19 protein-coding genes and 1 pseudogene are annotated in these 24607 nt (G+C 71.5%); 4 read left to right on the plus strand and 16 right to left on the minus strand.

Going from position 1 to position 24607, the window contains the following annotated elements:
* Positions 1 to 341: 341 nt before the first annotated feature.
* Positions 342 to 1892: an acyl-CoA synthetase gene (locus tag ACZ5WC_RS32305; protein WP_468544158.1), complete on the minus strand. Its 1551-nt coding sequence runs from the start codon at positions 1890 to 1892 to the stop codon at positions 342 to 344.
* Positions 1889 to 2998, minus strand: a complete 1110-nt coding sequence (locus tag ACZ5WC_RS32310; protein WP_468544159.1) for an NAD(P)H-dependent flavin oxidoreductase — start codon at positions 2996 to 2998, stop codon at positions 1889 to 1891. The genes ACZ5WC_RS32305 and ACZ5WC_RS32310 overlap by 4 nt, the downstream gene beginning before the upstream one ends.
* A gap of 537 nt (positions 2999 to 3535) precedes the next feature.
* Between ACZ5WC_RS32310 and ACZ5WC_RS32315 the strand changes: the two are divergent.
* Positions 3536 to 4030: pseudogene (locus ACZ5WC_RS32315) on the plus strand (serine hydrolase); the annotation flags it as partial.
* A 38-nt stretch (positions 4031 to 4068) separates the two neighbouring features.
* Here ACZ5WC_RS32315 and ACZ5WC_RS32320 read toward each other — a convergent pair.
* The 7 genes from ACZ5WC_RS32320 to ACZ5WC_RS32350 form a co-directional block, all read right to left on the minus strand.
* Positions 4069 to 5658: a phytoene desaturase family protein gene (locus ACZ5WC_RS32320; RefSeq protein WP_468544160.1), complete on the minus strand. Its 1590-nt coding sequence runs from the start codon at positions 5656 to 5658 to the stop codon at positions 4069 to 4071.
* Positions 5659 to 5732: 74 nt separating this feature from the next.
* Positions 5733 to 7964: a serine/threonine-protein kinase gene (locus tag ACZ5WC_RS32325; protein ID WP_468544161.1), complete on the minus strand. Its 2232-nt coding sequence runs from the start codon at positions 7962 to 7964 to the stop codon at positions 5733 to 5735.
* Positions 7965 to 8116: 152 nt separating this feature from the next.
* Positions 8117 to 8533 (minus strand): DUF6336 family protein, encoded by a 417-nt coding sequence (locus ACZ5WC_RS32330; RefSeq protein WP_468544162.1) that lies wholly within the window; start codon positions 8531 to 8533, stop codon positions 8117 to 8119.
* A gap of 153 nt (positions 8534 to 8686) precedes the next feature.
* Complete coding sequence (locus ACZ5WC_RS32335; RefSeq protein ID WP_468544163.1) at positions 8687 to 10948, minus strand: ATP-binding cassette domain-containing protein; 2262 nt, start codon at positions 10946 to 10948, stop codon at positions 8687 to 8689.
* A gap of 73 nt (positions 10949 to 11021) precedes the next feature.
* On the minus strand, positions 11022 to 11789 hold the full coding sequence (locus tag ACZ5WC_RS32340; RefSeq protein WP_468544164.1) for an ABC transporter permease: 768 nt from the start codon (positions 11787 to 11789) through the stop codon (positions 11022 to 11024).
* Positions 11779 to 12762, minus strand: a complete 984-nt coding sequence (locus ACZ5WC_RS32345; protein WP_468544165.1) for an ATP-binding cassette domain-containing protein — start codon at positions 12760 to 12762, stop codon at positions 11779 to 11781. Before ACZ5WC_RS32345 ends, ACZ5WC_RS32340 begins: the two co-directional genes overlap by 11 nt.
* A gap of 79 nt (positions 12763 to 12841) precedes the next feature.
* Complete coding sequence (locus ACZ5WC_RS32350) at positions 12842 to 13729, minus strand: siderophore-interacting protein (RefSeq protein ID WP_468544166.1); 888 nt, start codon at positions 13727 to 13729, stop codon at positions 12842 to 12844.
* 114 nt (positions 13730 to 13843) lie between these two features.
* Between ACZ5WC_RS32350 and ACZ5WC_RS32355 the strand changes: the two genes are divergently transcribed.
* The 3 genes from ACZ5WC_RS32355 (at position 13844) to ACZ5WC_RS32365 (ending at position 15792) form a co-directional block, all read left to right on the plus strand.
* Positions 13844 to 14734 carry a TetR/AcrR family transcriptional regulator gene (locus ACZ5WC_RS32355; protein ID WP_468544167.1) on the plus strand — a complete coding sequence of 297 codons (891 nt, stop codon included), beginning with the start codon at positions 13844 to 13846 and terminating at the stop codon, positions 14732 to 14734.
* Between the two features lie 139 nt (positions 14735 to 14873).
* Positions 14874 to 15548, plus strand: coding sequence for an LmbU family transcriptional regulator (locus tag ACZ5WC_RS32360; RefSeq protein ID WP_468544168.1), 675 nt, complete (start codon positions 14874 to 14876; stop codon positions 15546 to 15548).
* Positions 15549 to 15585: 37 nt separating this feature from the next.
* Positions 15586 to 15792, plus strand: coding sequence for a ferredoxin (locus ACZ5WC_RS32365; RefSeq protein ID WP_468544169.1), 207 nt, complete (start codon positions 15586 to 15588; stop codon positions 15790 to 15792).
* 77 nt (positions 15793 to 15869) lie between these two features.
* Here the strand turns inward: ACZ5WC_RS32365 and ACZ5WC_RS32370 are convergent, their stop codons facing one another.
* The 7 genes from ACZ5WC_RS32370 to ACZ5WC_RS32400 all read right to left on the minus strand — a co-directional run.
* Positions 15870 to 17096 carry a cytochrome P450 family protein gene (locus ACZ5WC_RS32370; protein ID WP_468544170.1) on the minus strand — a complete coding sequence of 409 codons (1227 nt, stop codon included), beginning with the start codon at positions 17094 to 17096 and terminating at the stop codon, positions 15870 to 15872.
* 92 nt (positions 17097 to 17188) lie between these two features.
* A complete protein-coding gene (locus ACZ5WC_RS32375) occupies positions 17189 to 18229 on the minus strand; it encodes a methyltransferase (RefSeq protein ID WP_468544171.1) in 1041 nt (346 codons plus the stop codon).
* 65 nt (positions 18230 to 18294) lie between these two features.
* The gene (gene kynU, locus ACZ5WC_RS32380) at positions 18295 to 19557 is read right to left on the minus strand and encodes a kynureninase (RefSeq protein ID WP_468544172.1); all 1263 of its coding nucleotides are present in this window, start codon (positions 19555 to 19557) and stop codon (positions 18295 to 18297) included.
* 71 nt (positions 19558 to 19628) lie between these two features.
* Positions 19629 to 20483: a tryptophan 2,3-dioxygenase gene (locus tag ACZ5WC_RS32385; RefSeq protein WP_468544173.1), complete on the minus strand. Its 855-nt coding sequence runs from the start codon at positions 20481 to 20483 to the stop codon at positions 19629 to 19631.
* Positions 20480 to 21358, minus strand: coding sequence for an alpha/beta hydrolase (locus ACZ5WC_RS32390; protein WP_468544174.1), 879 nt, complete (start codon positions 21356 to 21358; stop codon positions 20480 to 20482). The genes ACZ5WC_RS32385 and ACZ5WC_RS32390 overlap by 4 nt, the downstream gene beginning before the upstream one ends.
* Positions 21359 to 21389: 31 nt before the next feature.
* Positions 21390 to 22025, minus strand: a complete 636-nt coding sequence (locus ACZ5WC_RS32395; protein WP_096632684.1) for a DUF6875 domain-containing protein — start codon at positions 22023 to 22025, stop codon at positions 21390 to 21392.
* A gap of 68 nt (positions 22026 to 22093) precedes the next feature.
* A partial coding sequence (locus ACZ5WC_RS32400) for a class I SAM-dependent methyltransferase (RefSeq protein WP_468544175.1) occupies positions 22094 to 24607 on the minus strand: 2514 nt, incomplete at its 5' end.

A 24607-nucleotide genomic window follows, 5' to 3' on the forward strand; every position in this document is an offset into this window, starting at 1 on the left:
ACGGCCATGACACAGAGGGCGGGACAGACCCTCTGAGCCGCCCCGAGGGCAACGGGCGGGGCGGAGAACGAAGCCCGGCGAGGTGAGCGCACGTCTCCTGGCCGGGTACGAGGAGCACATGGAGGCCCTCCGTACCGCAGGGCCGGGGCGCTGCGGGCCCTGCGGTCGGGGGAGCCGGAGGACGGAGATTCCGCCGCCCCGCGTTGGTCGCCGACACCGGCGCCCTGCTGTGGCAGCTCCTGCCCGTCGCAACCGGCTCTGCGGTCGCCGTGGTGGCGGACAACGCGGGCCCGGGAGGAGCGCGGCCTGCCCCTCCCGGGCCCGGTCGGCCCGGTCATGGGCTACAACGGGCGTTCGAACCCCTCCCAGTACGGTTCGCGCAGCCGCCGTTTGTAGAGCTTGCCGTTGGGGTCGCGGGGCATGGCGGCGATGAAGTCGACGCTCCGGGGGCGCTTGTACCCGGCGAGCCGCTCCTCGCAGTGGGCGAGGATCTCGGCGGCGAGCGCCTCGCCCGGCTCGTGCCCCTCGGCCGGTTCTATGACGGCCTTCACCTCCTCGCCCCGGTCGGCGTGCGGGATGCCGAAGGCGGCGGCGTCCGCGACGGCGGGGTGGGTGAGCAGGGCGGACTCGATCTCGGCGGGGTAGATGTTGACGCCACCGGCGATGATCATGTCGATCTTCCGGTCGCGGAGGAAGAGATAGCCCTCCGCGTCCAGCACACCGAGGTCGCCGACGGTGAAGAAGTCGCCGATGCGGTTCCTGCGGGTCTTGGTCTCGTCCTTGTGGTAGCTGAAGCCGCCGGTGCTCATCTTCATGTAGACGGTGCCCAGTTCGCCCGGCGGCAGGCGGTTGCCGTCGTCGTCGAAGACGGCCAGCTCGCTGATCGGCCAGGCCCTGCCGACGGTGCCGGGCTTCTTCAGCCAGTCCTCGGCGGTGGCGAACGCCCCGCCGCCCTCGCTCGCCGCGTAGTACTCCTCGACGCAGCTCCCCCACCACTCGATCATGGCCCGCTTCACATGGTCGGGGCACGGGGCCGCCCCGTGGATCGCGTGCCGCATGGAGGAGACGTCGTAGCGGGCCTTCACCTCCTCGGGCAGTGCGAGCAGCCGGTGGAACTGGGTCGGGACCATATGGGTGTGGGTGCAGCGGTGCGCGTCGATGAGGCGGAGCATCTCCTCGGGCGCCCAGCCGTCCATCAGGACGAGCGGGTGGCCGATGTGGAGTGCGGCGCCCGCGAACTGGAGTACGGCGGTGTGGTAGAGCGGCGAGCAGACCAGGTGGACGTTGTCGTCGAAGGGCCGGATGCCGAAGATGCCGAGGAACCCGCCGAGATGGCTCTCCTCGGGCCGCGTGCCCGGCAGCGGTCGACGGATGCCGCGCGGACGGCCGGTGGTGCCGGAGGTGTAGTTCATGACCCAGCCGAGGGTGCGTCCCTCGGGCGGGGTCGCGGGGTGTCCTTCGAGGAGCTCGGCGTACGGGCGGCTGCCGGGTACCGCGCCGACGCCGTAGCGGTGACCGACCGGCAGCTCCGCCTCGTCGGCGGCGGCGGTCGCGGCGGCTGCGAAGCGTTCGTGGGCGATCAGGGCCCGGGCACCCGAGTCGGCGACGATCCAGGCGATCTCGGGGCCGACGAGGTGGTGGTTGACGGGGACGAGGTAGAAGCCCGCCTGGGATGCGGCGAGGTAGGCGGTGAGGAGTTCGACGCCGTTGGGCAGCACGACGGCGAACGCGTCGCCCTCGCGCAGTCCCGCCGCGCGCAGTCCGTGGACCATGCGGTTGGCGTCGGCGTGCAGCCGGCCCGCGCTCCACTCCTCGCCGCCGGGGGCGATCAGGACCGTGCGGTCGGGGTCGGCGGCGGCCTGGGCCCAGAAGCCGCCTGGCGGCTGGTTCACGTGGCGCTCCTTCCGGCGATGCGGTTGATGCGGGTGACAGCCCGTTCGAAGCCGCGGGTCAGGTCGTCGACGACGGCCCGCACGCTGCGTTCGCTGGTCATCCGGCCGACGATCTGCCCGACGGGGGTGCCGAGCAGCTCCCCCACCTCGTACTTCTGGATCCGGGACACGGCCTCGGCGACCAGCAGGCCCTGGAGCGGCATGGGCAGGGTGCCGGGCCCGGCCGCGTCGTCCCAGGCGTCGGTCCATGCGGTACGGAGCTGGCGTGCGGGCTTGCCGGTGAGGGCGCGGGAGCGGACGGTGTCGCCGGAGCCCGCGGCCAGCAGCTTGGCGGTGAGGGCCTCCGAGTGCAGGTCGGCCTCCTCGGTGGTGAGCCAGAGGGAGCCGAGCCAGACGCCCTGGGCGCCGAGGGCGAGCCCGGCGGCGACCTGTTCGCCGCTGCCGATTCCTCCGGCGGCGAGCACGGGCAACGGGGCGACGGCCTCGACGACTTCGGGGACCAGCACCATGGAGCCGATCTCCCCGGTGTGGCCGCCCGCCTCGTACCCCTGGGCGACGACGACGTCGATGCCCGCCTCCGCGTGCCGCCGGGCGTGCCGGGCGCTTCCGGCCAGGGCGGCGACGAGGACCCCGTGGTCGTGGGCCCGTTCGATGACGTCGGCGGGCGGGGAGCCGAGGGCGTTGGCGAGGAGCTTGATCGGGTAGTCGAAGGCCACGTCGAGCTGGCCCCGGGCGACCTCCTCCATCCAGCCGGTGATGCGCCAGCCGGACGCCTCTCCCTCGGCGAGTTCGGGCACGCCGTGGCGGGTGAGGAGCTCCCGCACGAAGCCCCGGTGCTCCTCGGGGATCATCGCCTCGACGTCGGCCTCGGTGACGCCTTCGACCTTCTTGGCGGGCATGACGACATCGAGGCCGTAGGGCTTGCCGTCGGCGTGCTGGTGCAGCCGGTCGAGGTCGCGCGCGAGCTCGTCGGGCGCGGTGTAGCGGACGGCCCCGAGCACGCCGAAGCCACCCGCTCTGGTGATGGCCGCGGCCACCTCGGGGAACGGCGTGAAGCCGAAGATCGCGTGCTCGATTCCCAGTTGCTGGCTCAGCTCCGTCTCCATGGGCGGCAGGATGCCGCAGCGGCGCGGCCGAGGGAAGAGATTTTCTGATGAAACGTCAGATTCTTTGCGGGCCGGGAGACGTACGGGAGGGCCGGGGGTGACAGTAACCTCTGCGACGGCAGGAACTTTCACTGCTCGTCGGAACTGCGGAAGTTACTTTCGCGCGGGTGGGGCACGCGGGCGCGAGCGCGGCCCGGTGGCCGGGCACCCGGCGCGGGAAGGGATCGCGGATGACCGGGGAAGCGAAGGGCGACGGGCGGGCGGCGGCCGAGAGGCGCGTGCCCGGTGGCGGCATCGGACGGCGCAGGCTGGGCGGCGGGATACTGGCCCTGGGCGGGGCGCTCGCGCTGACGCCGGCTCCGCTCGCGGGAGCGGCCGTCCGGAGCGGGCCGGATGGGCCCCGGTGGCAGGCGGCACCACCGACGGAGCAGTGGGAGCGGACATGGACGCAGGGGCACACCGGCCCACGCTGCGCCGGGGCGGCGCCGCACGCGCCGGGCTGCTCCAGGAGCCGCTGGACCAGCTCGTACGGGATGCCGAGGCGTACCTCGCCGACTCCCCCGAGCGGGGACGGCGAGCGCGTCCACCGCCACGCCGCCCCTGCCCGCCCTGCGTCTGGGCTCCGCCCGGGCCCGGCTGGACTGCGCGCTGTGGCGGGACACCGAACCGGCCGCCGACCGCCTGGTCCTGGAGGCGTCGGAGGCGTCAGCGGGGCAGGACTGGCAGCCCGTTCCGTTCACCACCGTGCGCCCGGGCCCCGGCCGCCGGCCGGACCCGCGGCCGCACCCGGCGGGCTCGGTGTCCGGCTGGTCGGGTCGCGTCTGGCACCGGCTGGAGGCGGACCTGTCGGCGTGGCGCGGGAAGCGTGTCCGGCTGCGGTGGCGCTGCACGACGGACCGGCTGTACGTGGGGCGCGGCGCGTACGTGGACGGCCTGCGGGTCCGCGACGGAGCCCGTACGGTCTTCGACTCCGACCGGCCCCGGGACGCGGGGCGGATCGGGGCGGCGGGCTGGGTGCCGTCGGCGGACTGAGCGGCCCGGACCACGCGGCGGGCCGGGTCGCCCCCCGCTCACCGCCCCAGCGCGGCCATCGCCGCGTTGTGGCCGGGGACCCCGCTGACCCCGCCGCCGCGCACCGCGCCCGCCCCGCAGAGCAGGACGTTGGCGTGGGCGGTCTCCACGCCCCACCGGCCGGTGCCCTCCTCCGCGTACGGGAACGCGAGGTCGCGGTGGAAGATGTGGCCACCGGGCAGCCTCAGGTCGCGCTCCAGGTCGAGCGGGGTCTTGGCCTCGATGCAGGGTTCGCCGTTCTCGTCGAGGGCCAGGCAGTCGGTGACCGGCTCCTCCAGGTGGGCGTCCAGTTCGGCGAGGGTCGCCTTCAGCAGGGCGGCGCGGGCGGCCTCGTTGTCGGCGGCGAACAGCCGGGCCGGGGTGTGCAGGCCGAACAGGGTCAGGGTCTGGTAGCCGCGCGCGGCGAGCTCGGGGCCCAGGATCGAGGGGTCGGTCAGCGAGTGGCAGTAGATCTCGGACGGCGGGGCGGCGGGCAGCCGTCCGGCCGACGCCTCCCGGTAGGCGTCGGCCAACTGCCCGTACCCCTCGGCGATGTGGAACGTCCCGGCGAAGGCCTGCCGCGGGTCGACCGCGCGGTCGCGGAGCCTCGGCAGCCGGGTGAGCAGCATGTTCACCTTGAGCTGGGCGCCCTCGGAGGGCGGCGGCGGGGTGTCCCCGAGGAGCGCGGCCAGTGCCTGCGGGGAGGCGTTGACCAGCACCCGGCGGGCGGCGACGGTGTGTTCGCCGTCCGGGGTGCGGACGGCGACCTCGGCGGCGTGGCCGTCGGTCTCGATCCGGGTCGCCTCGTGCCGTACGCGGATCTCGGCGCCCGCCGCGCGGGCCGCCCCGGCCAGCGCGTCGGTGAGTGCGCCCATGCCGCCGACGGGGACGTCCCAGTCGCCGGTGCCGCCGCCGATGATGTGGTAGAGGAAGCACCGGTTCTGGAGGAGCGATGCGTCGTGGGCATCGGCGAAGGTGCCGATCAGGGCGTCGGTGAGGACGACGCCGCGCACGAGGTCGTCGGTGAAGTTCCCCTCCACGGCCACGCCGAGGGGTTCCTCGAACAGCATCCGCCAGGCGTCGGGGTCGTCGATCCGCTCGCGCAGCGCGTCCCGGCCGGGCAGTGGTTCGGTGAGCGTCGGGAAGACCCGCTCGGCCACGCGCCGCGTTATCCCGTAGAACCGCTGCCAGGCCGCGTACTCGCGCTCGCCGCCGGTGAGCGCTGCGAAGGACTCCCGGGTGCCCTCGCCCGCGACGAGCAGTCCGGTGGGGCGCCCGTCGCGCACGGCGGGGGTGTAGGAGGAGACGGTCCGCTTGCGTACGGCGAAGTCGAGGCCGAGGTCACGGACGATCTTGTCCGGCAGCAGGGACACCAGATACGAGTAGCGCGAGAGCCGGGCGTCCACCCCGGCGAAGGGGCGGGTCGAGATGGCCGCTCCCCCGGTGGTGCCGAGGCGTTCCAGGACCAGGACGGACTGTCCGGCGCGGGCGAGGTAGGCGGCGGCGACCAGACCGTTGTGGCCGCCGCCGACGATCACGGCGTCGTACCGGTCCCGGACGGGCGGCTGACCTGCGGCGGACCGGGGAGAGGGATACTGGGGTGCGGGCATGCACCTTCGTAACACGCGGCGTCCGTCCGGGACCAGAGGCGGCGGGTGACCGGGCCACGCCGCGGCGCCGGGCGTCAGCTGGGCGGTGCCGCGTTCTGTGCGCGGTGGGAGGCGAGGGCGCGGTGGATACCGGCGGCCTCCTGCGACCGTCCGAGCCGCTCCAGGCAGTGCGCCTCGTCGTTGCGGGCGGCCAGCGTCCGCGGGTGCGCGGCGCCCAGCGCCCGGCTGTGCGCTTCGGAGACCTGCCGGTACGCCACGAGTGCGTCGTTCCAGCGGCCGAGCCAGCCGAGGCCCACCGCGACCTCGCGGCGGCTGGTCACGGTGTCGGGGTGATCGGGACCCAGGGTGCGTTCCCGCAGGGCGCAGACGTCGCGTGCCTGGGACAGGGCCTCCTCCCAGCGGCCCATCCGCCCCAGGTTGACCCCGAGGCCGTGGCGGGCGCGCAGGGTCTCGGGGTCGGCCGCCCCCGCCGTCCGCGTACGGTCGGCGACCAGCGACCGGTACAGCTCCAGGGCCTCGGCGTTGCGGCCGAGGCGGCCGAGGCTGATGCCGGTCTCGTAGCGGGCGGCGAAGGTGTCGGGGTGGTCGGCCCCGAGGGCGGTCGCGCGGGCCCGTGCCACGTCCTGGTAGGTCTCCAGCGCCTCCGCGTGACGGCCCAGCCGGCCCAGGACGTACGCCACTTCGTAGCGGGTCGCGAGAGTGTCGGGGTGCAGCGGGCCGAGCAGCCGGGCGCGGGCGTCGGCGACCTCACGGGCCACCTGCCAGGCCTCCTCGGGCCGCCCGAGCCGGCCGAGGTTGAACGCCAGATTGTGGCGGCAGCGCAGGGTGTCGGGGTGGTCGGGGCCCATGGCGCGTTCGCGGGCGGCGAGGACGGTCTCGTACACCTGGTGGGCCTCGGCGTGGCGGCCGAGCTGTCCGAGGACGTACGCGGTCTCCTGGCGGGCGGCGAGCGTCTGCGGGTGGTCGGCGCCCAGGGTGCGTTCGCGGCCCTCGGCGACCCGGCCGAACTCGCGCAGGGCGTCCTCGGCCCGCCCCGTACGGCTGAGGGTGAAGCCGACCTCGTAGCGGCTGGCGAGGGTGTCGGGGTGGTCCGGGCCGAGGACGCGTGCGCGCTGGGCGGCGACCGCGCGGTGCACCTCGCCCGCCTCCTCCCAGCGGCCCAGGCGGCCGAGGTCGATGCCCGCGCTGTGGCGGCCCGAGAGGGCGGCGAGGAGGTCCGGGGCGGGCGGCCCGCTCGGCACGGAGACGAAGGAGTGGGAGTGCGGGGCGGGCGCGGTGGCGGTCGCCGCGGTCCACCGCCCCGTCAGCCCGGCGGCCGGGTGTGACGGTTCGGGTGCGCCGTACAGGGTGCCGACCGCCCTGCGCCCGACGGTCATGCAGCGGGTCCAGGCAGGCAGGGCTGCTTCACGCGGGGCGTCCCCGCTGTACGGGAGGGGGCCGGGGAGGGGTTGTTCGCCGCTGCGGCCGAGGACGATGCGGCGGCGCAGGTCGGCCGCGTCGGCGGGGCGTTCGTCGGGGGCCTTGGCGAGCAGGTCGAGGACGACGCGGTCGAAGAAGCCGGGGAGCTCGGCACGGTGGGTGCGCGGCGGTTCCGGCCGGGTGTCGCGGTGTCCGACCAGGACGGCCCAGGCGTCGTCCTGGTCGAACGGCGGGACGCCGGTGGCGATCTCGTACAGCACACACCCCAGCGAGTAGAGGTCGCTGCGGTGGTCGACCTCCTTGCCGCTGATCTGCTCCGGCGACATGTAGTGCGGGGTGCCCATGGCGATGCCGGTGGTGGTGAGGCGGGAGGTCATACCGATGTCGCGGCCGAGGCGCGCGATGCCGAAGTCGCAGATCTTCACCGTGCCGTCGGTCAGCCGCATGATGTTGGCGGGCTTGAGGTCGCGGTGGACGATGCCCTGGCGATGGGTGTAGCCGAGAGCGTCGGCGACCTGTTCCGCGATGTCGACGACATGGTCGACGGGCAGCGGGTGCTGCTCGTTCTCCTCCAGGAGCTGGCTGAGGTTGTGCCCGTCGAGCAGCTCCATGACGAGATACAGCACGCCCTCGTGCTCGCCGAAGTCGTGGACGACGGTGACGCCCCGGTGCTGGAGGGAGGCGGCCACCCGGGCCTCACGGCGGAAGCGTTCGCGCAGGATGCGGGTGAACGCCTGGTCGTGCTGGGGGCCCATGGGTTTGAGGCATTTGACGGCGACCTGCCGGCCCAGCGACTCGTCGCGGGCGCGCCACACCTCGCCCATGCCACCGCGCCCGATCAGTTCGAGCAGCCGGTACCGGCTCTGGATCAGCCTGGTGTCCGCCATCTGCCGCTTCCCGCCCCCGTAGTCCCGCCGCTCCCCGCCGCTGCGCCCTCCCCGGCCGGTCCAGTATGGCCGCTCGGCGGCGGAGTGTGTACGCGGAGGTGCGGGTACCGGGTCCGTCGGCCGTTGCCTGCCCGCTCCCCAGGCACCGCTCCTCAGGCACCGCCCAACCACGAGCCTCCGGCCGCCGACGCGACGAGCTCCCCGAGGCCGAGGGCGACCGGAACGGGCACCAGCAGGAGGATTCCCGCGCGGACCAGGGACGGGGCGAGGATCGCGATCACCTCATCGGGAGCACGTGTCGTGAGGAGGTCCCGCCAGCGCAGGACCTCCCCTCCGCTGCACGCCCAGAAGAACAGCCCGGTCACGAGGAGGACCGAGCCCGTCAGGAGTCCCAGAAAGGCGGTCGCGTCCAGCAGGTCGACGCGGTCCTCGTGCTCCCTGAGGGCGAACGTCGCGACGGTCACGCAGACGGCCGCCCCCGCGCCGTACGCCGCACCGCGCGCCGCGACCCCGCCGAGCCGCAGACGCGGTTCGAGCACCCCGCTGCCGCCTCTGGCCACCTTGCCCATGCCTGCCCCTCCCCCGCCGTCACCGCCGAACCGTAACAGCGGCCGCGGGCCGCGGGCTTACCGTCTCACCGTTGTGAGCCCCCGTGCTCCCGGCTTCCGCGGTGACCGGCCCGCACCGCCGAGGCGCGGCGGCGGACGGTCACCGCGGATGCGTCAGATGCCCGAGAGGTCCCGGCGGAGGTACTCGGCGGTATGGGAGCCGGTGGCCTTCAGGAGTTCGGCCGGGGTTCCCTCGAACAGGATCCTGCCGCCGCCGCTGCCGCCCTCGGGGCCGAGGTCGATGATCCAGTCCGCGCTCTTGACGATGTCGAGGTTGTGCTCGATGACGATCACGGTGTTGCCCTGGTCGACGAGGCGCTCGACGATCCCGAGGAGGCGGTGCGTGTCGGACATGTGCAGGCCGGTGGTGGGCTCGTCCATCACGTAGACGCTGCCGACCCGGTGCAGGTCGGCGGCGAGCTTGAGGCGCTGGCACTCGCCGCCGGACAGCGTACTGAGCGGCTGGCCGAGACCGACGTAGTCCAGGCCCACCTCGGTCAGTGCGCTCAGCACCTGGCGGAGCTTGGGCTCGGTGAAGAAGTCCGCGGCCTCGGATGCCGTCATTGCCAGTACGTCGCTGATCGACCGGCCGCGCAGTCGGTGGCCGAGGACGTCGTCGGAGAAGCGGCGGCCCTGGCAGACCTCGCAGACGGACTTCAGCGTCTCCAGGAACGCGAGGTCGGTGTAGAGCACGCCGAGCCCTTGGCAGTTGGAGCAGGCGCCCTTGGAGTTCGCGCTGAACAGCGAGGCGCTGACGTTGTTGGCCTTGGCGAACAGCTTGCGGATCGGGTCCAGCAGCCCGGTGTAGGTGGCGGTGCTGGACCGACGGCTGCCCGTCACCGCGGACTGATCGATCACGATCGCGTCCGGATGCCGGCTCAGGAAGTCGTCATGGACCAAGGAGCTCTTCCCCGACCCGGCCACTCCGGTCACCACGGTCAGGACGCCGGTGGGAAAGTCGACCGTGACATCCCTGAGGTTGTGGCTGTTCGCCCCGGTGACGGTGAGCGCGCCGGTCGGGCGGCGGGGCTCGGCCTTCACCGGCAGGCGGTGCCGGAGGTGACGGCCGGTAAGGGTGTCGGCCTCGGCGAGGCCGGTGAAACTTCCCTCGTAGACCACCTCGCCACCCAGCGTCCCGGCCTTCGGGCCCATGTCGACCACATGGTCCGCGATGGCCATGACGTCCGGGTCGTGCTCGACCACGAGAACGGTGTTGCTCTTGTCCCGCAGTTCGAGCAGGAGTTCCTTGAGCCGGTGCACGTCCCGGGCGTGCAGGCCGACGCTCGGTTCGTCGAAGACGTACAGCATCTCGTTCAGGCCGCTGGACAGATGGCGGACCATTTTGATCCGCTGCGACTCGCCGCCCGAGAGCGTGCGGGTCTCCCGGTCCAGACTCAGGTAGCCGAGACCGATCTCGGCCAGATGCCCGAGACGGGAGACCAGGTCGTCCAGGACCGGTTTCACCGCGGGCAGGTCCAGTCCCGCCAGGACCTCGCCCAGCCGTTCGGCCTCCATCGAGGTGAGGTCCGCGATGCGGTGGCCGGCGATCCGGCAGGCACGGGCGGCGGGCGCGAGGCGGGTGCCCGCGCAGTCCGCGCAGGGAGCCGAACGGACGAACCGCTGGAAGACCTGGCGGCTGCGCTCGGACATGTCCTCCTTCTTGATGTAGAGCCTGGTGAACTTGGCGGCCAGCCCCTCGTACTTGACGTTCAGGGTGTTGCCCTGCCAGTCCAGGCGGAGCTTTTGCGGCAGCTCTCCGTGCAGCAGCGACCACCACTCCTGCTCGGTGAAGTCGGCCAACGGCTTGTCGTTGTCGAAGAGGCCGGACTTCACGTAACTCAGCCAGTACCAGCTGTCCGTGGAGAAGTCCGGGTGCAGCAGAGCGCCCTGATTGAGGGATCTGGTGCGGTCGACAAATGCGTCCAGGTCGAGTTCCACGACCCTGCCCAGGCCCTCGCAGGCCGGGCACATGCCTTGGGGGTCGTTGAACGAGAAGGCGCCGGGCGGCAGGCCGACGGGGTCGCCCGCGCGTGAGAACAGCAGCCGCAGCAGCGGGTTGATGTCCGTGATGGTGCCCACGGTGGAGCGCGGGTTGCCGCCCAGGCGTTTCTGGTCGATGACGACGGCGGCGGAGATGTTCTCGATGGCGTCCATGTCCGGACGGCCGTGGTCGGGCAGGAATTTGCGGACGAAGGCGGTGAAGGTCTCGTTGAGCTGGCGCTGGGCCTCGGCGGCGATGGTGTCGAACACCAGGGAGGACTTCCCCGAGCCGGAGACCCCCGTGAAGACCGTCAGGCTCCGCTTCGGGATCTCCACCGAGACGTTCTTGAGGTTGTTCTCCCGCGCACCGGTCACCTTGATGGCGTCGGTACTCACATGTGCTCCTCGGATGGTACGGGTGGGGCTTCCCGGCGAGCCCCGGTCGTGGTCGGGCAGGAAGAGACGGCTCTCAGGCGTTCTCCTTCTGGAACGTCCGCGTGCCCCACAGGAGGGCCAGCGCGGCCATGGCCAACAGGACGAGGGAACCCGTCAGCAGTCCTGTCGAACCCAAGTCCCCACGGAACGCCGCACGTCCGGCGTCGACCACATGGGTCAGAGGGTTGATCCGGGCCAGGTTGTAGAGCCAGCCGGGGGCCAGTTGCTCGGTTACCGGCAGCAGCACGCCGGACAGCAGCAGCAGCGGCAGGAGCACGGCGTTCATCAGTGAGGGGAACGCGGCCTCGCTCTTGAGGATCAGCGCCAGTGCGTAGGACCCCGAGGACAGCGTGATGGCCAGCACCGCGGCGATCGCGAGGCTCAGCAGCATGCCGGACACCGGCGCGTCCAGGTCGAAGACGACCAGCGTCACGAGCACGATCAGCACCGACTGCGCGGTCGCTTGGACGGCCTGGGCCAGGACCTTGCCGAACAGCAGGGCCGACCGGCTGGCCGGGGTGCCGCGGAAACGGTCGACCACGCCCACCCGGTACTCGGTGAGCAGCCCGACCCCGGCGAACGAACCGCTGAACAGTGCCGTCTGCACGATGAGCGCCGGCGTGAGCACGACCCAGGCGTTTCCGGACGGGAAGCCGGGGGTGTGGTCGACGACCGTCACCATGAGCGGCCCGAAGAGGAACAGGTACAACAGCGGCTGCATGATCCCGATGATCAGCCAGGTGGGACTGCGCAGGCACAGTTTCATGTCCCTGAGGAAGATCAGCAAGGTGTCACGCGGCATGGGTGGCCTCCAGAGCCGGGGTCGGCGCCTCGCCGTCGCGCAGGGAGCGCCCCGTCAGGCTGAGGAAGACGTCGTCGAGGGTGGGCCGGTTCACCTTGACCGAGGTCATGGTGATCCCTTGGCTGTCCAGGGCACGCAGCAGCTCCGCCAGCACGGCGTCACCACGGGGAACCCTGAACCGTACGGTGTCGGCGACGACCGTGACCTCATGCGCGTCGGGCAGACGGCGTGCCAATTCGGCGGCCTCGTCAGCCTGGTCGGCGACGTCGACCGTGATCGAGTCACCGGCTACGCGGGCCTTGAGTTCGTCCGGGGTGCCCTCGGCGACGATCGCGCCGTGGTCCGTCACCAGGATCCGGTCGCAGAGGGCATCGGCCTCGTCGAGGTAGTGGGTGGTGAGGAAGACGGTCATGCCCTGCTCGGCGTGCATCCGGCGGACGTGGTCCCACAGGTTGGCCCGGCTCTGCGGGTCCAGGCCGGAGGTGGGCTCGTCCAGGAACACCAGCTCGGGTTCGTGCACCAGTCCCAGCGCGACGTCGAGACGGCGTCGCTGGCCGCCGGAGAGCGTCTTGGCGGGACGCTGGTCCAGGCCGGAGAGGTCGAGCCGCTCCGCCAGCAGCGCCCCGCGCCGCCGGGCCTCGGCCTTCGACAGGCCGTAGAGCCGGGCTTGGAGTTCGATCTCCTCCGCGACTCTGGACTCCGGCCAGGTGGAGCCGCCCTGCGCCACGTAGCCGATCCTGCGGCGCACCCCCTGCGGGTCCGTCAGCAGATCGCAGCCGGCCACCGTGCCCGAGCCGCGGGTGGGCCGCAGCAAGGTCGTCAGCATCCGCAGGGTCGTGGTCTTGCCGGCGCCGTTGGGGCCGAGGAACCCGACCAGTTCCCCTGCCTCGACATCGAGGTCGATGCCCTTCACCGCGTCGACGGTCCGCCCGCGGAGGGTGAACTGCCGGGCGAGGCCTCGCACTGTGATCATAAGAGCCTTCCTTCGCGCGTACCGCTTCTGGGTCGGATCACGGAGGGGCCCGGCCGTGTGCCGGGCCCCTCCGCACGGTTCACTCCGGACGGCCGTCGGCAGCAGCGGCCTGGAACTGCGCGAGCCGCTCCTGCGCTTCGGCCATGTCCTCCGCGGTCGGCGCGTCGTCCTGGGTCAGCTTGAACCGCCAGTACCCGCTGAAGTCGATCGACGCCTTGTCCAGTCCCCGGTCGTTGACCAGGTGGCGGCGGAGCGCCCGGACGGCACCCGACTCGCCCGCCAGCCAGGCGAACGGGCTGCCGGGGAGGAACTCGGCCTTGCGTACGGCGTCGATCAGCACGTCGCTCCGGCCGGGCGGGGTTCCCTGGCGGTACAGCCAGTTGACCGTGGCGTCGCCCGCGGTCTCGAAGTCCTGGCGCTCGGCGGCGTCGGCGACTTCGATGAAGGCCAGGGCAGGAGCTCCCTCGGGCAGGGCCTCCAGCAGGGTGCCGATGGCCGGCAACGCGGTCTCGTCTCCGGCGAGCAGGAGCCAGTCGGAGTTCGCGATCGAGTCCGTCAGGGAGACGGGCGCGGAGTAGACCTCCGACGGGCCGACCATGCCGAGCCGGTCACCGGGACGGGCGGAACCGGCCCAGCTGGTGGCGGGGCCGGTGTCGCCGTGCAGGACGAAGTCGATCTCGACGGTGTTGGCCGGTCCGCGTCGGCGGATGGTGAAACTGCGCATCCACGGCCGCTCGCTCTCCGGAATGGCCAGAAATGCCTGGTACCAGCTCGTCGCGTCGTCGCCCTGCTCCGGCAGAACGGGCAGCTGCTGGCCGGACCGCGGGAAGCAGAGCTTGACCTGCTGGTCCGGCGTCCGGCCCACGGAGTCGTCGAGTCGCTCGGCGTCGAACGTCACTCGGGCCATGCGCGGTGTGACGTGCGTGATGTCGGTGACCTGGATGAATGAAACAGGGAGCTCTGCCATCGAAAACCTTCCAAGAGTGCTGGGCATCCCGGGGCGGGAACGCATCCGCCTGATATCCTTACGCCGTAAGGAGATGCTTGAGCGAGAGTACTTTATGCAGTAAGGAGTTGCAAGGTGGTTATTTTTGCCGGGCAGGGCGACGCCCGCCGCTCGATGGCCCTCCTCTGGCGCTCGGCCGATTCCGGTGCCACCAGAGCCGCCCCCGGGCCGAAGCCGGGACTCGACGTCGACACGATCGCGGCCGCAGGCATCGCGGTCGCCGAGGCGCAGGGGATGGCGGCTCTGTCGATGCGGGCCGTGGGGGCGTGGCTGGGACGGACCGCCATGGCGCTCTACACCTATGTGCCGAGCAAGAGCGAGCTGGTCGACCTCATGCACGACCGGGTACTGGCCGAGCTGCCCACCGAGTACGACACCAGCTCGGGGTGGCGTCCGGCGATCACCGCCTGGGCCGACGACACGTGGGCCTTCTATCTGCGACACCCGTGGGTGCTACAGGTCTCCCAGGCCAGGCCGGTGCTCGGGCCGGGTGAATACGCGCAGCTGGAGACGGTTGTGCGGATCCTGGACGGAACCGGCCTGGAACCGCTGAAGATCCGGCGGGTCATCGCCGTACTGTTCCAGTTCGTCCGGGGCATGGCCCGGGTCGCCGCGGAGCACCGGCAGGCGGCACCGGAGACCGGAGTGTCCGACGAGGAATGGTGGACGGTGCGGACCACCCTGCTCACCGAGGTGGCGCCGGACTTCGCCGAGCGTTTCCCGGCGCTGGCGGCACTGGAGTCGCACGCGGCCGCTGCCGCCGCCGCTGCCGCCCGGGAGGAGTCGGGTGACATCGCACCGCCGGTGGAGCGGGAGGCCGGGGAAGCCTTCCGGGTCGGCCTGGAATTGATCCTTGACGGCATCGACTCGGAAGGCGGACCTGACAGCTCCGAGCCCCGTCGGCCGGGGCACGTACGGGTCGAGGGTTCACCTGACCACCGAGCACCACATCACTTCGCCGAATGAGGTACCTCTAACATCCCCACCGGATCACGACTCGTCCAAAAGTGATCATTGACGATACACCGATCGATAATCTACGGTCTTTTTGGTCTGGTGATCTTTCATGATTCTCAGCCGCCGACGACTGGTGCGAGAAGTGACCATGGCTCAATTCCAGGGGGGAAAGCTCGTGCAGCAGACCGCCAAGTACCACCAGCGTGACAGTCGATTACCAGTTGGCCGCAGACCGGGCGAAGCGGCCGCTCACCCCGGAAGCAACGGCCAGGAGCGCATCCTGACCACGCGGGTCGGCCTGAGGATCCCGGCCGCCCTGCCGTACGACCGGTGGGAGAAGGCCGGACTGCACATCTTCCAGATCGCCGACTCCTCGGCCTGGTGTCTGGGCGACTGGCTCGTGTACGGCCAGGAGCGATACGCCGACCGCTACCGGACCGGAGTCCAGGCTGCCGGGCTCGACTACCAGACGCTGCGCAACTACGCCTGGGTGGCACGGCACTTCGAGATCGGGCGGCGGCGCGAGAACCTGAGCTTCGGCCACCACGCCGAGGTCGTCTCCCTCCCTCCCACGCAGGCGGACACCTGGCTCGACCGCGCGGAGCAGCACAGCTGGTCCAGGAACCTGCTCAGACTCCGGCTGCGGGAGAGCCGTCAGGGCAATCGGTCGGCCCCGCTCGCCCGGGTCAGTCTGCCCAGGATCAGCGTGCCCGTCGATCGTGTGGAGCGCTGGCGCGAGGCCGCTTCGAAGGCCGAAGGGGACTTCGAGGAATGGATACTCGTGACACTCGACCGCGCCGCCGCGCACGAACTCGGTGACTGACGGACCCGGCCCGCCCGACCACCGGAGACGGCCTTTCATGCAGATCCGCATCGACCATCACACATGCATAGGGTCCGGCCAGTGCGTTCTCACGGCGCCCGGCGTGTTCACCCAGGACGACGACGGGTACTCGCAGCTGGTGCCCGGAGGTACTGCGACGGCGGCGCGGCAGCAGGTGCAGGAGGCGGCCCTGTCCTGTCCGGTGCAGGCCATCGCCCTGGGTGACGCGCCGCCCGAGGACTGAGCGTCCTTCCGGTCCGCCGCAGGACGCTCGCGGAAAGGGGCCGCCCGATGCCGGGCGGCCCCTTTCCGCGAGCACGATCAGGGCCGAAGCCGAAGCCGAAGCGAGTTCAGTCGCCAGCTGCCCGGCAGCAGGGCTCGGTCCAGTTCGGCGCCGTCGTCCGCGAGCGCCATGCCCGGGTAGTGCTCCAGCAACCTGGCGAAGGCCGCCTCCCCCTCCTGCCGGGCCAGCGTGGCACCCAGGCAGTAGTGGATGCCGTGACCGAAGCCGACATGGTTCTCGGCCTGGCCGTCCTGCTGCCGCGTGATGTCCAGGCGGTCCGGGTCGGTGTAGTGGCGCGGGTCGAAGTTGGCTGACACCAGCACGAGTTGGACCGCGTCGCCACGGGCGATGGGGGTGCCGGCGAGTTCCAGGTCCTCGGTGGCGTAGCGCAGCCGCGCCACGTGCACCGACCCGCACCAGCGCATCAGCTCGTGCACCGCGCGCGGCACCAGCGCCGGGTCCTCGCGCAGCAACGCCAGCTGGTCGGGGTGGGTGAGCAGCGCGGCGGTGCCGTTGCCGATCAGATGTGCGCTCGTCTCGTGACCGGCCAGCACCAGCGTGAGGATCATGGTGACCATCTCGACGTCGCTGAGCCGTCCCCCGTCGTCGTCCTGGGCCCGGATCAGCTCGCTCAGCAGATCGTCCCTCAGGGCTGCCCGGCGCCGCTCGATCAGTTCGTGGCAGTAATCGATCATCACGGGGAAGGAGTGCTGGAGTCGTTCCGGCCGCATCGAGACCAGGTCGCCGCCCCACTCCCGCCACCGGTCGAGGTCGGCCGCCGGAATCCCGACGAGCTCGCAGATCACCGTGATCGACAGCGGATACGCGAAGTGCTCCAGGAGATCGACCGCCCCCTCCTCCTCCCGGTGCGGCAGCTCGGTCAACAGCCGGTCGGCGATCCGCTCGATGTCCGGCCGCAGATCGAGGATCCGGCGGGCCGCGAACGCCCGGGTCACCAGGCGGCGCAGCCTGGGGTGGTCCGGCGGGTCGCTGTCCAGGATGGAGCCGAGCAGATAGCGCCGCAGATGCTCGGGGATCTTGAGGAGCTCCATCATCCCCTCGCGCGGGTCCGCGCCCCCCTCCCCCGGCACGTTGGAGGGGGTGTTGACGAGCCGAGGGTCGCGCAGCGCCGCGCGGACATCGTCGTAGCGGGTCACGAACCACACCGGGGTGCCGTCGACGAATCTGCCGTTGACCACCGGGCCCTGTTCGCGCAGTCGGCCGTAGCCGCCGAAGGGGTCCCGGAGCAGATCCGGATCGGTCATGTGCGGACCGGCGGGGCACTGAGCTGCTTCCCCGGTCGGCGAGGCGTCATGGGAAGTGAGGGACATGATTGGTTCCGGCTCTCCCTGGGGCGTCACTTGACCGCGCTGATCACGCCGTGCGGCGTCCATTGACCGCCTGGAAGCCGCTCGGGCTTCACGAAGCCGGCCGCGGCGAACCACTCCTCGTACTGGCCCCACGGGTAGATGGTGCTGCTCGCGGCGGGCAGGGTCGCGAAGTACACGTTGTCGAGGGCGGCGTACAGCGGACCGTCGCCGTCGTCGTCGGACATGGCGTTGAACACCAGCACGCGCCCACCGTCCGGCAGGGCCGTGTGGGCCTTGCGCAGCAGGCGCACGTTCTCCTGCGGCGACCAGATCACCAACTGGTTGGCGAACAGTACGCAGTCGTGTCCCGGCGGATAGTCGTCGGCGAAGATGTCGGCCGCCCGGACGGAGATCCGTTCGGCCAGACCCTGCTCGTCGATCTTGCGGCGAGCGATCTCCACTGTGCCGGGAAGGTCCAGGACGGTGAACTCGACGCCGGGGTTGGCCTGTGCGAGCGCGATGGCGTTGACGCCGTCACCGCCGCCGACGTCGAGCACCCGGCGCACCCCGGTCAAGTCGGCCTGCTCGACCAGTACGGGGTTCGACAGCCGGGACCAGGACCGCATGCAGCGGTAGAACAGCTGCTCAAGGTCGGGGTCCTCGGACAGCCTGTGGTACAGGTCCGGGCCGGTTCCCTTGATCCGCCGCAGGCCTACGTTGGTGTTCTTGCGCAGCGACTCCGTGAAGTCCACCTCGGCGGGGCGGACGATCCGCTCCTCGTACTCGATCAGGTCCTCGATGATCTCCCAGGTCCCGTCTTCGAACTTGCCGTTCAGTACGTCGGCGTTGAGGTATCCGGACCCTTGACGGACCGTCAACCCCAGTGCGGTGGTGCCCAGGAGCAGAATCTGCACCGGGCGTTCGGCCAGGCCGAGTTCGTGTCCGATCTCCTGCGGGGTCAGGCCGGGGCGCCGGTGGAGCAGCGGGAACAAGCCCAGATTGCGGCCCGCGTTGAGCATCTGGAAGGCGGAGGAGCCGAACAGGATCTGTACCAGGCCGTCGGTGGTGAGCGGGGTTGCGTCAGTCATGGGCACTCCGTATCGCGAGGGGTGGTGAGGGTTCGGGCAGGCCATGGGCCGCGCCGGGCCGGCGGTCATGTCACCCGGGCCAGATCCGCGGGACGGGACGCATAGGTCCGCCCGGCGGCGATCCGACGCAGACGGGCCAGCGCGTCCCAGACCTCGGTGAACCGGGTGTAGAGCGGTGACGGGCCGATCCTCAGCCGGTCCGGGACCCGGTAGTCGCAGACCACCTTCGCGTCGGAGGCGAGCGTCTGGCAGATCCGCCAGGCGTCGGGGTGGTGGAGCGACACATGCGAACCGCGCAGTTCGGGCGTCCGCGGTGAGGCCCGGCGGAAGCCCAGAGGGGTGAGCCAGGCGTCGGACAGGTCATCGACGAGCCGTCCCAGCAGCAGCCCCTTGGCCCGGATACGCGCCACTCCGGCCTCTTCGACGAGGGCGAGCGCCGGGTCGATCGCCGCCAGGGACAGCAGCGGCGGGGTGCTCACGAGGAACCGCTCGATTCCCGGCACCGGATCGTAGTCGGGCCCCATCCGGAACTGCTCCCGCTGCCCGAACCAGCCCCACACCGGCTGGCGCAGCTCGGCGTGCAGCTCGGTGCGCACGTAGAGGAAGGCAGGCGAACCCGGGCCGCCGTTGAGGTACTTGTACGTGCACCCCACGGCCAGCTCCGCGCCGGTCGCAGCGAGGTCGACGGGCACGGCTCCGGCCGCGTGCGACAGGTCCCACAGGACCCGGGCGCCGGCCGCGCGGGCCAGTTCGTTCACCTGGGCCATGTCCAGGAGCGCGCCGCTGCGGTACGACACCAACGAGAGAACCACCAGTGCGACGTCCTGGTCCAGGGCGGAGCGCAGCACGTCGAGATCGAGGCCGCCGTCGAGATCGGAAGCGAGTCGCCGCAGGCGCAGCCCGCGCTGCTCGGCGAGGCCCTGGAGCACGTACCGGTTGGTCGGGAAGTCCTCGGCGTCCATGAGGACGGTGCCCCTCCCCGGCGCGGCGTCCAGTGCGGCACCGGCCAGCTTGTACAGATTGACCGAGGTGGAGTCCGAGATCACCACCTCGCCGGGCCGCGCGCCGAGGACGTGCCCGGCAAGACGGTCACCGAGCCGGGCGCCCCAGTCGATCCACCCCTGCCAGGAACGCACCAGCCCGCCGCCCCAGCCCTCCTCGACCACCTCGCGCAGGAGGTCCGAGGTGGCCGCGGGCAGCCGGCCCAGCGAGTTGCCGTCGAGGTAGACCAGCTCCGGATCGGTGATGACGAACCGTTCCCGGAACCCGGCCAGCGGATCGGCCGCGTCCAACTCCTCGGCCGCCGTGCGCGGGATACCGCCCTCCATCGGCGCTCCTCCTCTTTCGTGTCGTCGGCGTCTGCCGTGTCCTGGCGTTCTCCGTCATGCCCTGCGGCCGGTCAGAGCGTCGAGCGCACCGACCAGAGCTCCGGGAAGAAGCGGTGCTGACTGATCCGGGCGAGCCAGGCCACGCCCTCCGTGCCGCCGGTGCCGGGCTTGGCGCCCAGCATCCGCTGCACGGTGACGAGGTGCGTGTAGCGCCAGCGGGCGAACTGCTCCGCGGTGTCCATGAGTGCCTCGGCGAGCAGATGGAGGTCGTGGTGGCGGGCCGGGTCCTGGTAGACCGCCCGCCAGGCCTCCTCGACCTCGGTGCCGGTCCGGTAGGGCAGTGTGGTGTCCGGGGTCGGGGATTCGTCCGGTGTGAGCAGCCCGCGACGGGCCAGCAGGGCGAGCGCCGCGTCGTACAGGCTCGGCTCCCGCAGTTGGTTCACCACCGCGTCATGGCCGACCGTGTCCCGGTGCGGCTCCACCATCGCCGGGTTCTTGTTGCCGAGCAGGAACTCCAGTCGCCGGTAGCCGGCCGACTGGAAGCCGGAGGCCGACCCGAGGACGTCCCGGAACTCGGCGAACTCCGCGGGTGACAGCACGGAGAACGTCTCCCAGGACACCAGCAGCACCTGCTGCACTCGTGCCGACCTGCGCAGTGTCCACAGCGCGTCGCGGAGCCCGTCCTTGTCCAACTGGTTGCGGGCGGTGGTCAGTTCCGTGTGCAGCAGCTTGAAGAGGAGCTCCTTGACCTGGCTCATGATGATGAAGCCCGGCTCGGTGTCCGCCGCGCTGAGCGGATGCTGGAGCGCCAGCAGTTCGTCCATGCGCGCGTAGTGCGCGTACGGGGTGGTGCCCGGCGGGGCGGGGGCGGACAGCGGACATCCGAGGCCCTGTCCTGAGCCCTGGGCGGTCTCCTCGGTGGTCATGTGGTCGTTCCTCCCGGTTCCATCTGTGCGAGGACCGCGTCGCCCAGTCCGGTGCCCCTCGCCCCCAGGTCGTAGGGGAGATCGAAGTGGTCGCGCAGCTCGGCGACGACCTCCGTCACCTTCGCCCGGGGGCGCAGTGCCCTCACCATCCGCTCGTGCTGGCGGACGTACTCCTCGGTCTCGTTGCCGCCGCGGGCGACCACCACCGGGGGCAGCCGCGACGGCAGCCGGCCCAGGGGGCTGTTGCGGCGCGCCCCGGCCTCGTCCAGCCGCAGCGCCTCGTTGACGTACGACAGCCGGACCGGCTCCAGGTCGTACATGCCGCTCAGCAACACCGCCCCGGCGATCCGGCCGGACACGTCCGGGCCGTCCGACGGGCCGGGCAGCAGGGCCATCGCCGCCAGGTGCGCGCCGGCCGAGGTGCCGCACAGATGCAGCCGGTCCGGGGCGAACCCGAGCCGGTCCGCGTGCCGCAGCAGCCAGTCGACGGCCCGCCGCACCATCCCCGCCATGGTGTCCAGCCCGACGTCCGGTGCCAGCCCGTACTCGACCACCGCGACCGACGCTCCGGCGGCCAGCAACGGCGGTGCCGGGAAGGCCGATTCGGCGCGGCCGAGCGCCTGCCAGTTCCCGCCGTGCACGAACACCAGCAGTGGCGTACGGCCCCGGCCCGGGCCGGGAAAGTAGTCGAGCGACTCGGCCGGATGCGGGCCGTAGGCGAGACCGGTCCGCACCGGATGGTCCCGGCGGGCGGCCGTGCTCAGCCGCTCGTACTCACTGAGGTAGGCCCCGAGGCTCGGCACCCGGGAACTCGGCGAGTACTGCAGGTCCAACGTGGCCTGGTCCATTCCCCGGTACACGGCGGCGCCTGTCATCGCGTGCCCCCGGGCTTCGTGCCGCCGCACATCACTCGGCCCCCAGCCGGTGTGCGGCACAGGCCTTTTCGTACATCTCCGTCAGCAGCGGATCGATGCCGTGCGCCGAGTTGCGGTAGCGGGCCCCGAAGCGCCTCGCGTACTCCTCGAACCACTCCCGCCGGTCCGCCAGGAACAGCACGTCGTGGATCGCCATCGAACGCACCGCCATCATCGGCACGGGGGCGTGGCTCACCTCGAACTCCGGGTTGCGGGCGGCCTTCTCCCGGCACTTCTCGTGGAACTGGGCGATCATCAGCCCACGGCGCACGCTCTCGGGCTTGAGCGCGGTGTGCGCCGCGTCCAACAGGTGCAGATGCTCCGGCGGAATGTCCGGCAGTACGAGCAGCAGCGACCGCAGGTTCGGGTTGCCGGCCTTCCAGTCGACCTCGCTGAACTCGTCCAGGCCGCAGCGGACGATCTCGTCGATGAGGGCCTGGCTCGGGGTGGGGCCCACCAGTCTGACCCGGATCTCCAGCGCACCGGCGCGCTGGGCCGGTTCGACGAACGGGCACACCGGGCCGGTGCGTCCGAGTTCGCTGTGCGGTTGGCGGATGTAGTCGCTCAGCCAGCTTTCGGCGGCCTCCAGGGCCTTGGCCAAGTCGACGGAGAGCACGTCGGTCAGCATCGTTGTCAATCCTCAGGTCTCGGTCCTCGCAGAATGCGGACGGGGGGCTGGAAGTCGGCCTGCGAACGTCACTCGTCGCCGGTGAGTTCCTGGAGCTTGGCCGACAGGATCCGGCCGACCCCGGCCAGCGTCTCGGGCCGGGTCAGCATGGTCCCGTGCTCGCCGGGCACCACATGCGCTTCGACCGTGCCACGGACGTAGGGCTCCCAGGCCGCGGCGTCGACCGGCGGGTCCTGCTGCTCCGAGCAGGCGATCAGCAGCAGGTCGCCTTCGATCGCGCCGGGCCGGTAGTCGATGGTCAAGTGGGTGTTGTTCGCCGAGATCTCGGTGATCGCCGCGAGCCTGTCCTCGTCCAGGTTGGCCAGCGCGCTTCCCTGGCGACGCAGGATCTCCCGCGCCCTGGCGAAGGTCATCTCCTCGTCCTCCTGCCGGTGGGTGCCGTCATCGACGAGACCCACGTGGTACAGGAGCATCACCCGGTCGTCGGGCGCGGGTACGTCCGCGTGGGTCAGCCCCTGCCAGTTGGGGATCACGTCGAGCACCGCGACCAGCGCCACCGGTTCGCCGCGCCGCCGGAACTCCGTGGCCAGGGCGTGCGCGCACAGTCCGCCGAAGGACCAGCCGGCCAGGTGGTAGGGCCCGTGCGGCTGCACGCTCTGGATCTGGTCGGCGTAGTCCACCGCCATCTCCTCGATGCTGCCCGGCCGGGGCTCCGGACGGGCCAGGCTGCGGGCCTGGATCCCGTAGAGCGGGTACTGCGGATCGATCTGCTTGATCAGCGCGCTGTACGACCAGCTGATGCCACCGCCCGGGTGGATGAAGAACAGCGGCGGCCGACTGCCTCGGGGGCGCAGCGGCAGCACCACCTCGTAGGAGCCGTCCGAGTCGTCGACTTCGAGCCTGGCCGCGATTCCGCCCGGGGTCGGCGCCTCGAACAGGCTCCGCAGACCCAGCTCGACACCGAATGCGGCCCGCAGCCGGGCCATCAGCCGGGTGGCCAGCAGGGAGTGCCCGCCCAGGTCGAAGAAGTCCTCGTCCACACCCACGACGGGCCGCCCCAGCACCTCCGCGAACAGCTCGCACACGACCTGCTCCTGCGGAGTGGCCGGCGCCCGGCCGATGTCGGCGCGCTCCGGCGCGAACGTGGGGAGCGCGGCGCGGTCGAGCTTGCCGTTGGCGGTGAGCGGCAGTCGGTCGAGGGGGATGATGGCGTCGGGGCGCATGTAGTCGGGCAGCAGGCGGCGGGTGTGCTCGCGCAGGGCGATGAGCAGGGCGCCGGTGTCCCTGCCCGCGGCCGGACTGGTGGTCCAGGAGGACAGCGGCGTTTCGGGACCGGCGGCGCCCGCGGGGGCGTACGCACCGACGGCGACGCGCCCTTCCAGGGTTCCGTGCTGGACATAGGTGACGTCGACGACGGCCGGATCGTGCGTGCTCCAGCTGATCGCGGTCCGGTAGCCGTGCTCCTCCCCCAGCCTGTGCAGATCCTCCGGATCGACACCGGGCACGAGTGGTTCTGTCGGTGCCGTCCCGGCTTCGAGGGCGTGCTGTACGGCCAGGTCGCGGGCGATACGTGCGTTCGGGACGCCGGTCACCCGCAGCTGCTCGGGCCGTCCGGTGCGCAACTGCTCGGCGAGGGCGTCCAGGTCCCGGGGCCAGGGGCGGGTGGGGATGTCGGTGAGCGGGTGGGGGGTGATGCCGGTTTTGTAGAGGGTGGCGTCGTAGCGGTAGCGGGTGAGTTCGTTGTGGGCGGTGCCGCGTTTGAGCTGGATGTCGGTGCCCGCGAGGTCGGGGATGTGGTGGGCGAGCGCGGTGAAGTACTCCGGGTCCACCAGGAGTTCCTTCTCCAGGACGAGGCTCTGCTCGACCGCGCGGCGAACGGCGGTGGTGTCCCCCGGGTCGTCGGCACAGGCCGTCTGGACAGCTGCGGCGAGGGTGCGCAGCAGCCGCGGGTTGCGCACATCGCCGATGAAGAGGGCTCCGCCGGGGGCGAGCAGCCGGAATGCCTGCTCGATGACCTGTTCCAGGTAGCCGGCGTTCGGGAAGTACTGGACGACGGAGTTGAGGATGATCGTGTCGAAGTGGCCCTGCGGCAGCTCGCCGTGCTCATGCGCGGCCTGCACTCGCAGGGTGACACGCCGGGCGAGTCCGGGGTCGGCGTCGACGTGGCGCCGCAGCGCTTCTACGACGGTGGGTGAGAAATCGGTCCCCCAGTACTCCTCGCACTCGGGTGCCAGCCCGGCGAGGAGCAACCCGGTACCGACGCCGATCTCCAGAACGCGTTCGGGCTTGAGCGCCTTGACCCGTTCGATCGTGGCCGCTCGCCACTCGCGCATCTCGGGCAGCGGGATGGGCTGACCGTCGTAACTGCTGTTCCACCCGGAGAAGTCCTCTCCGAGCTCCGACCCCGGCTCCGCGTACAGCGAGTTGTAGAGGTCTTGCCACTCCCCGATCTGGCTCCGCTCCTCCTCTTCGCTGGGGCTGGTGGATTCGGTGTCGGCGACGATGTAGGCGGTGAGGCGGGTGTTGCCGGGGTGGTCCTCGTGGACGAGGACGGCGGCCTGGGCGATGCCGGGATGGCCGGT

The organism is Streptomyces sp. NPDC033165, assembly GCF_055577965.1.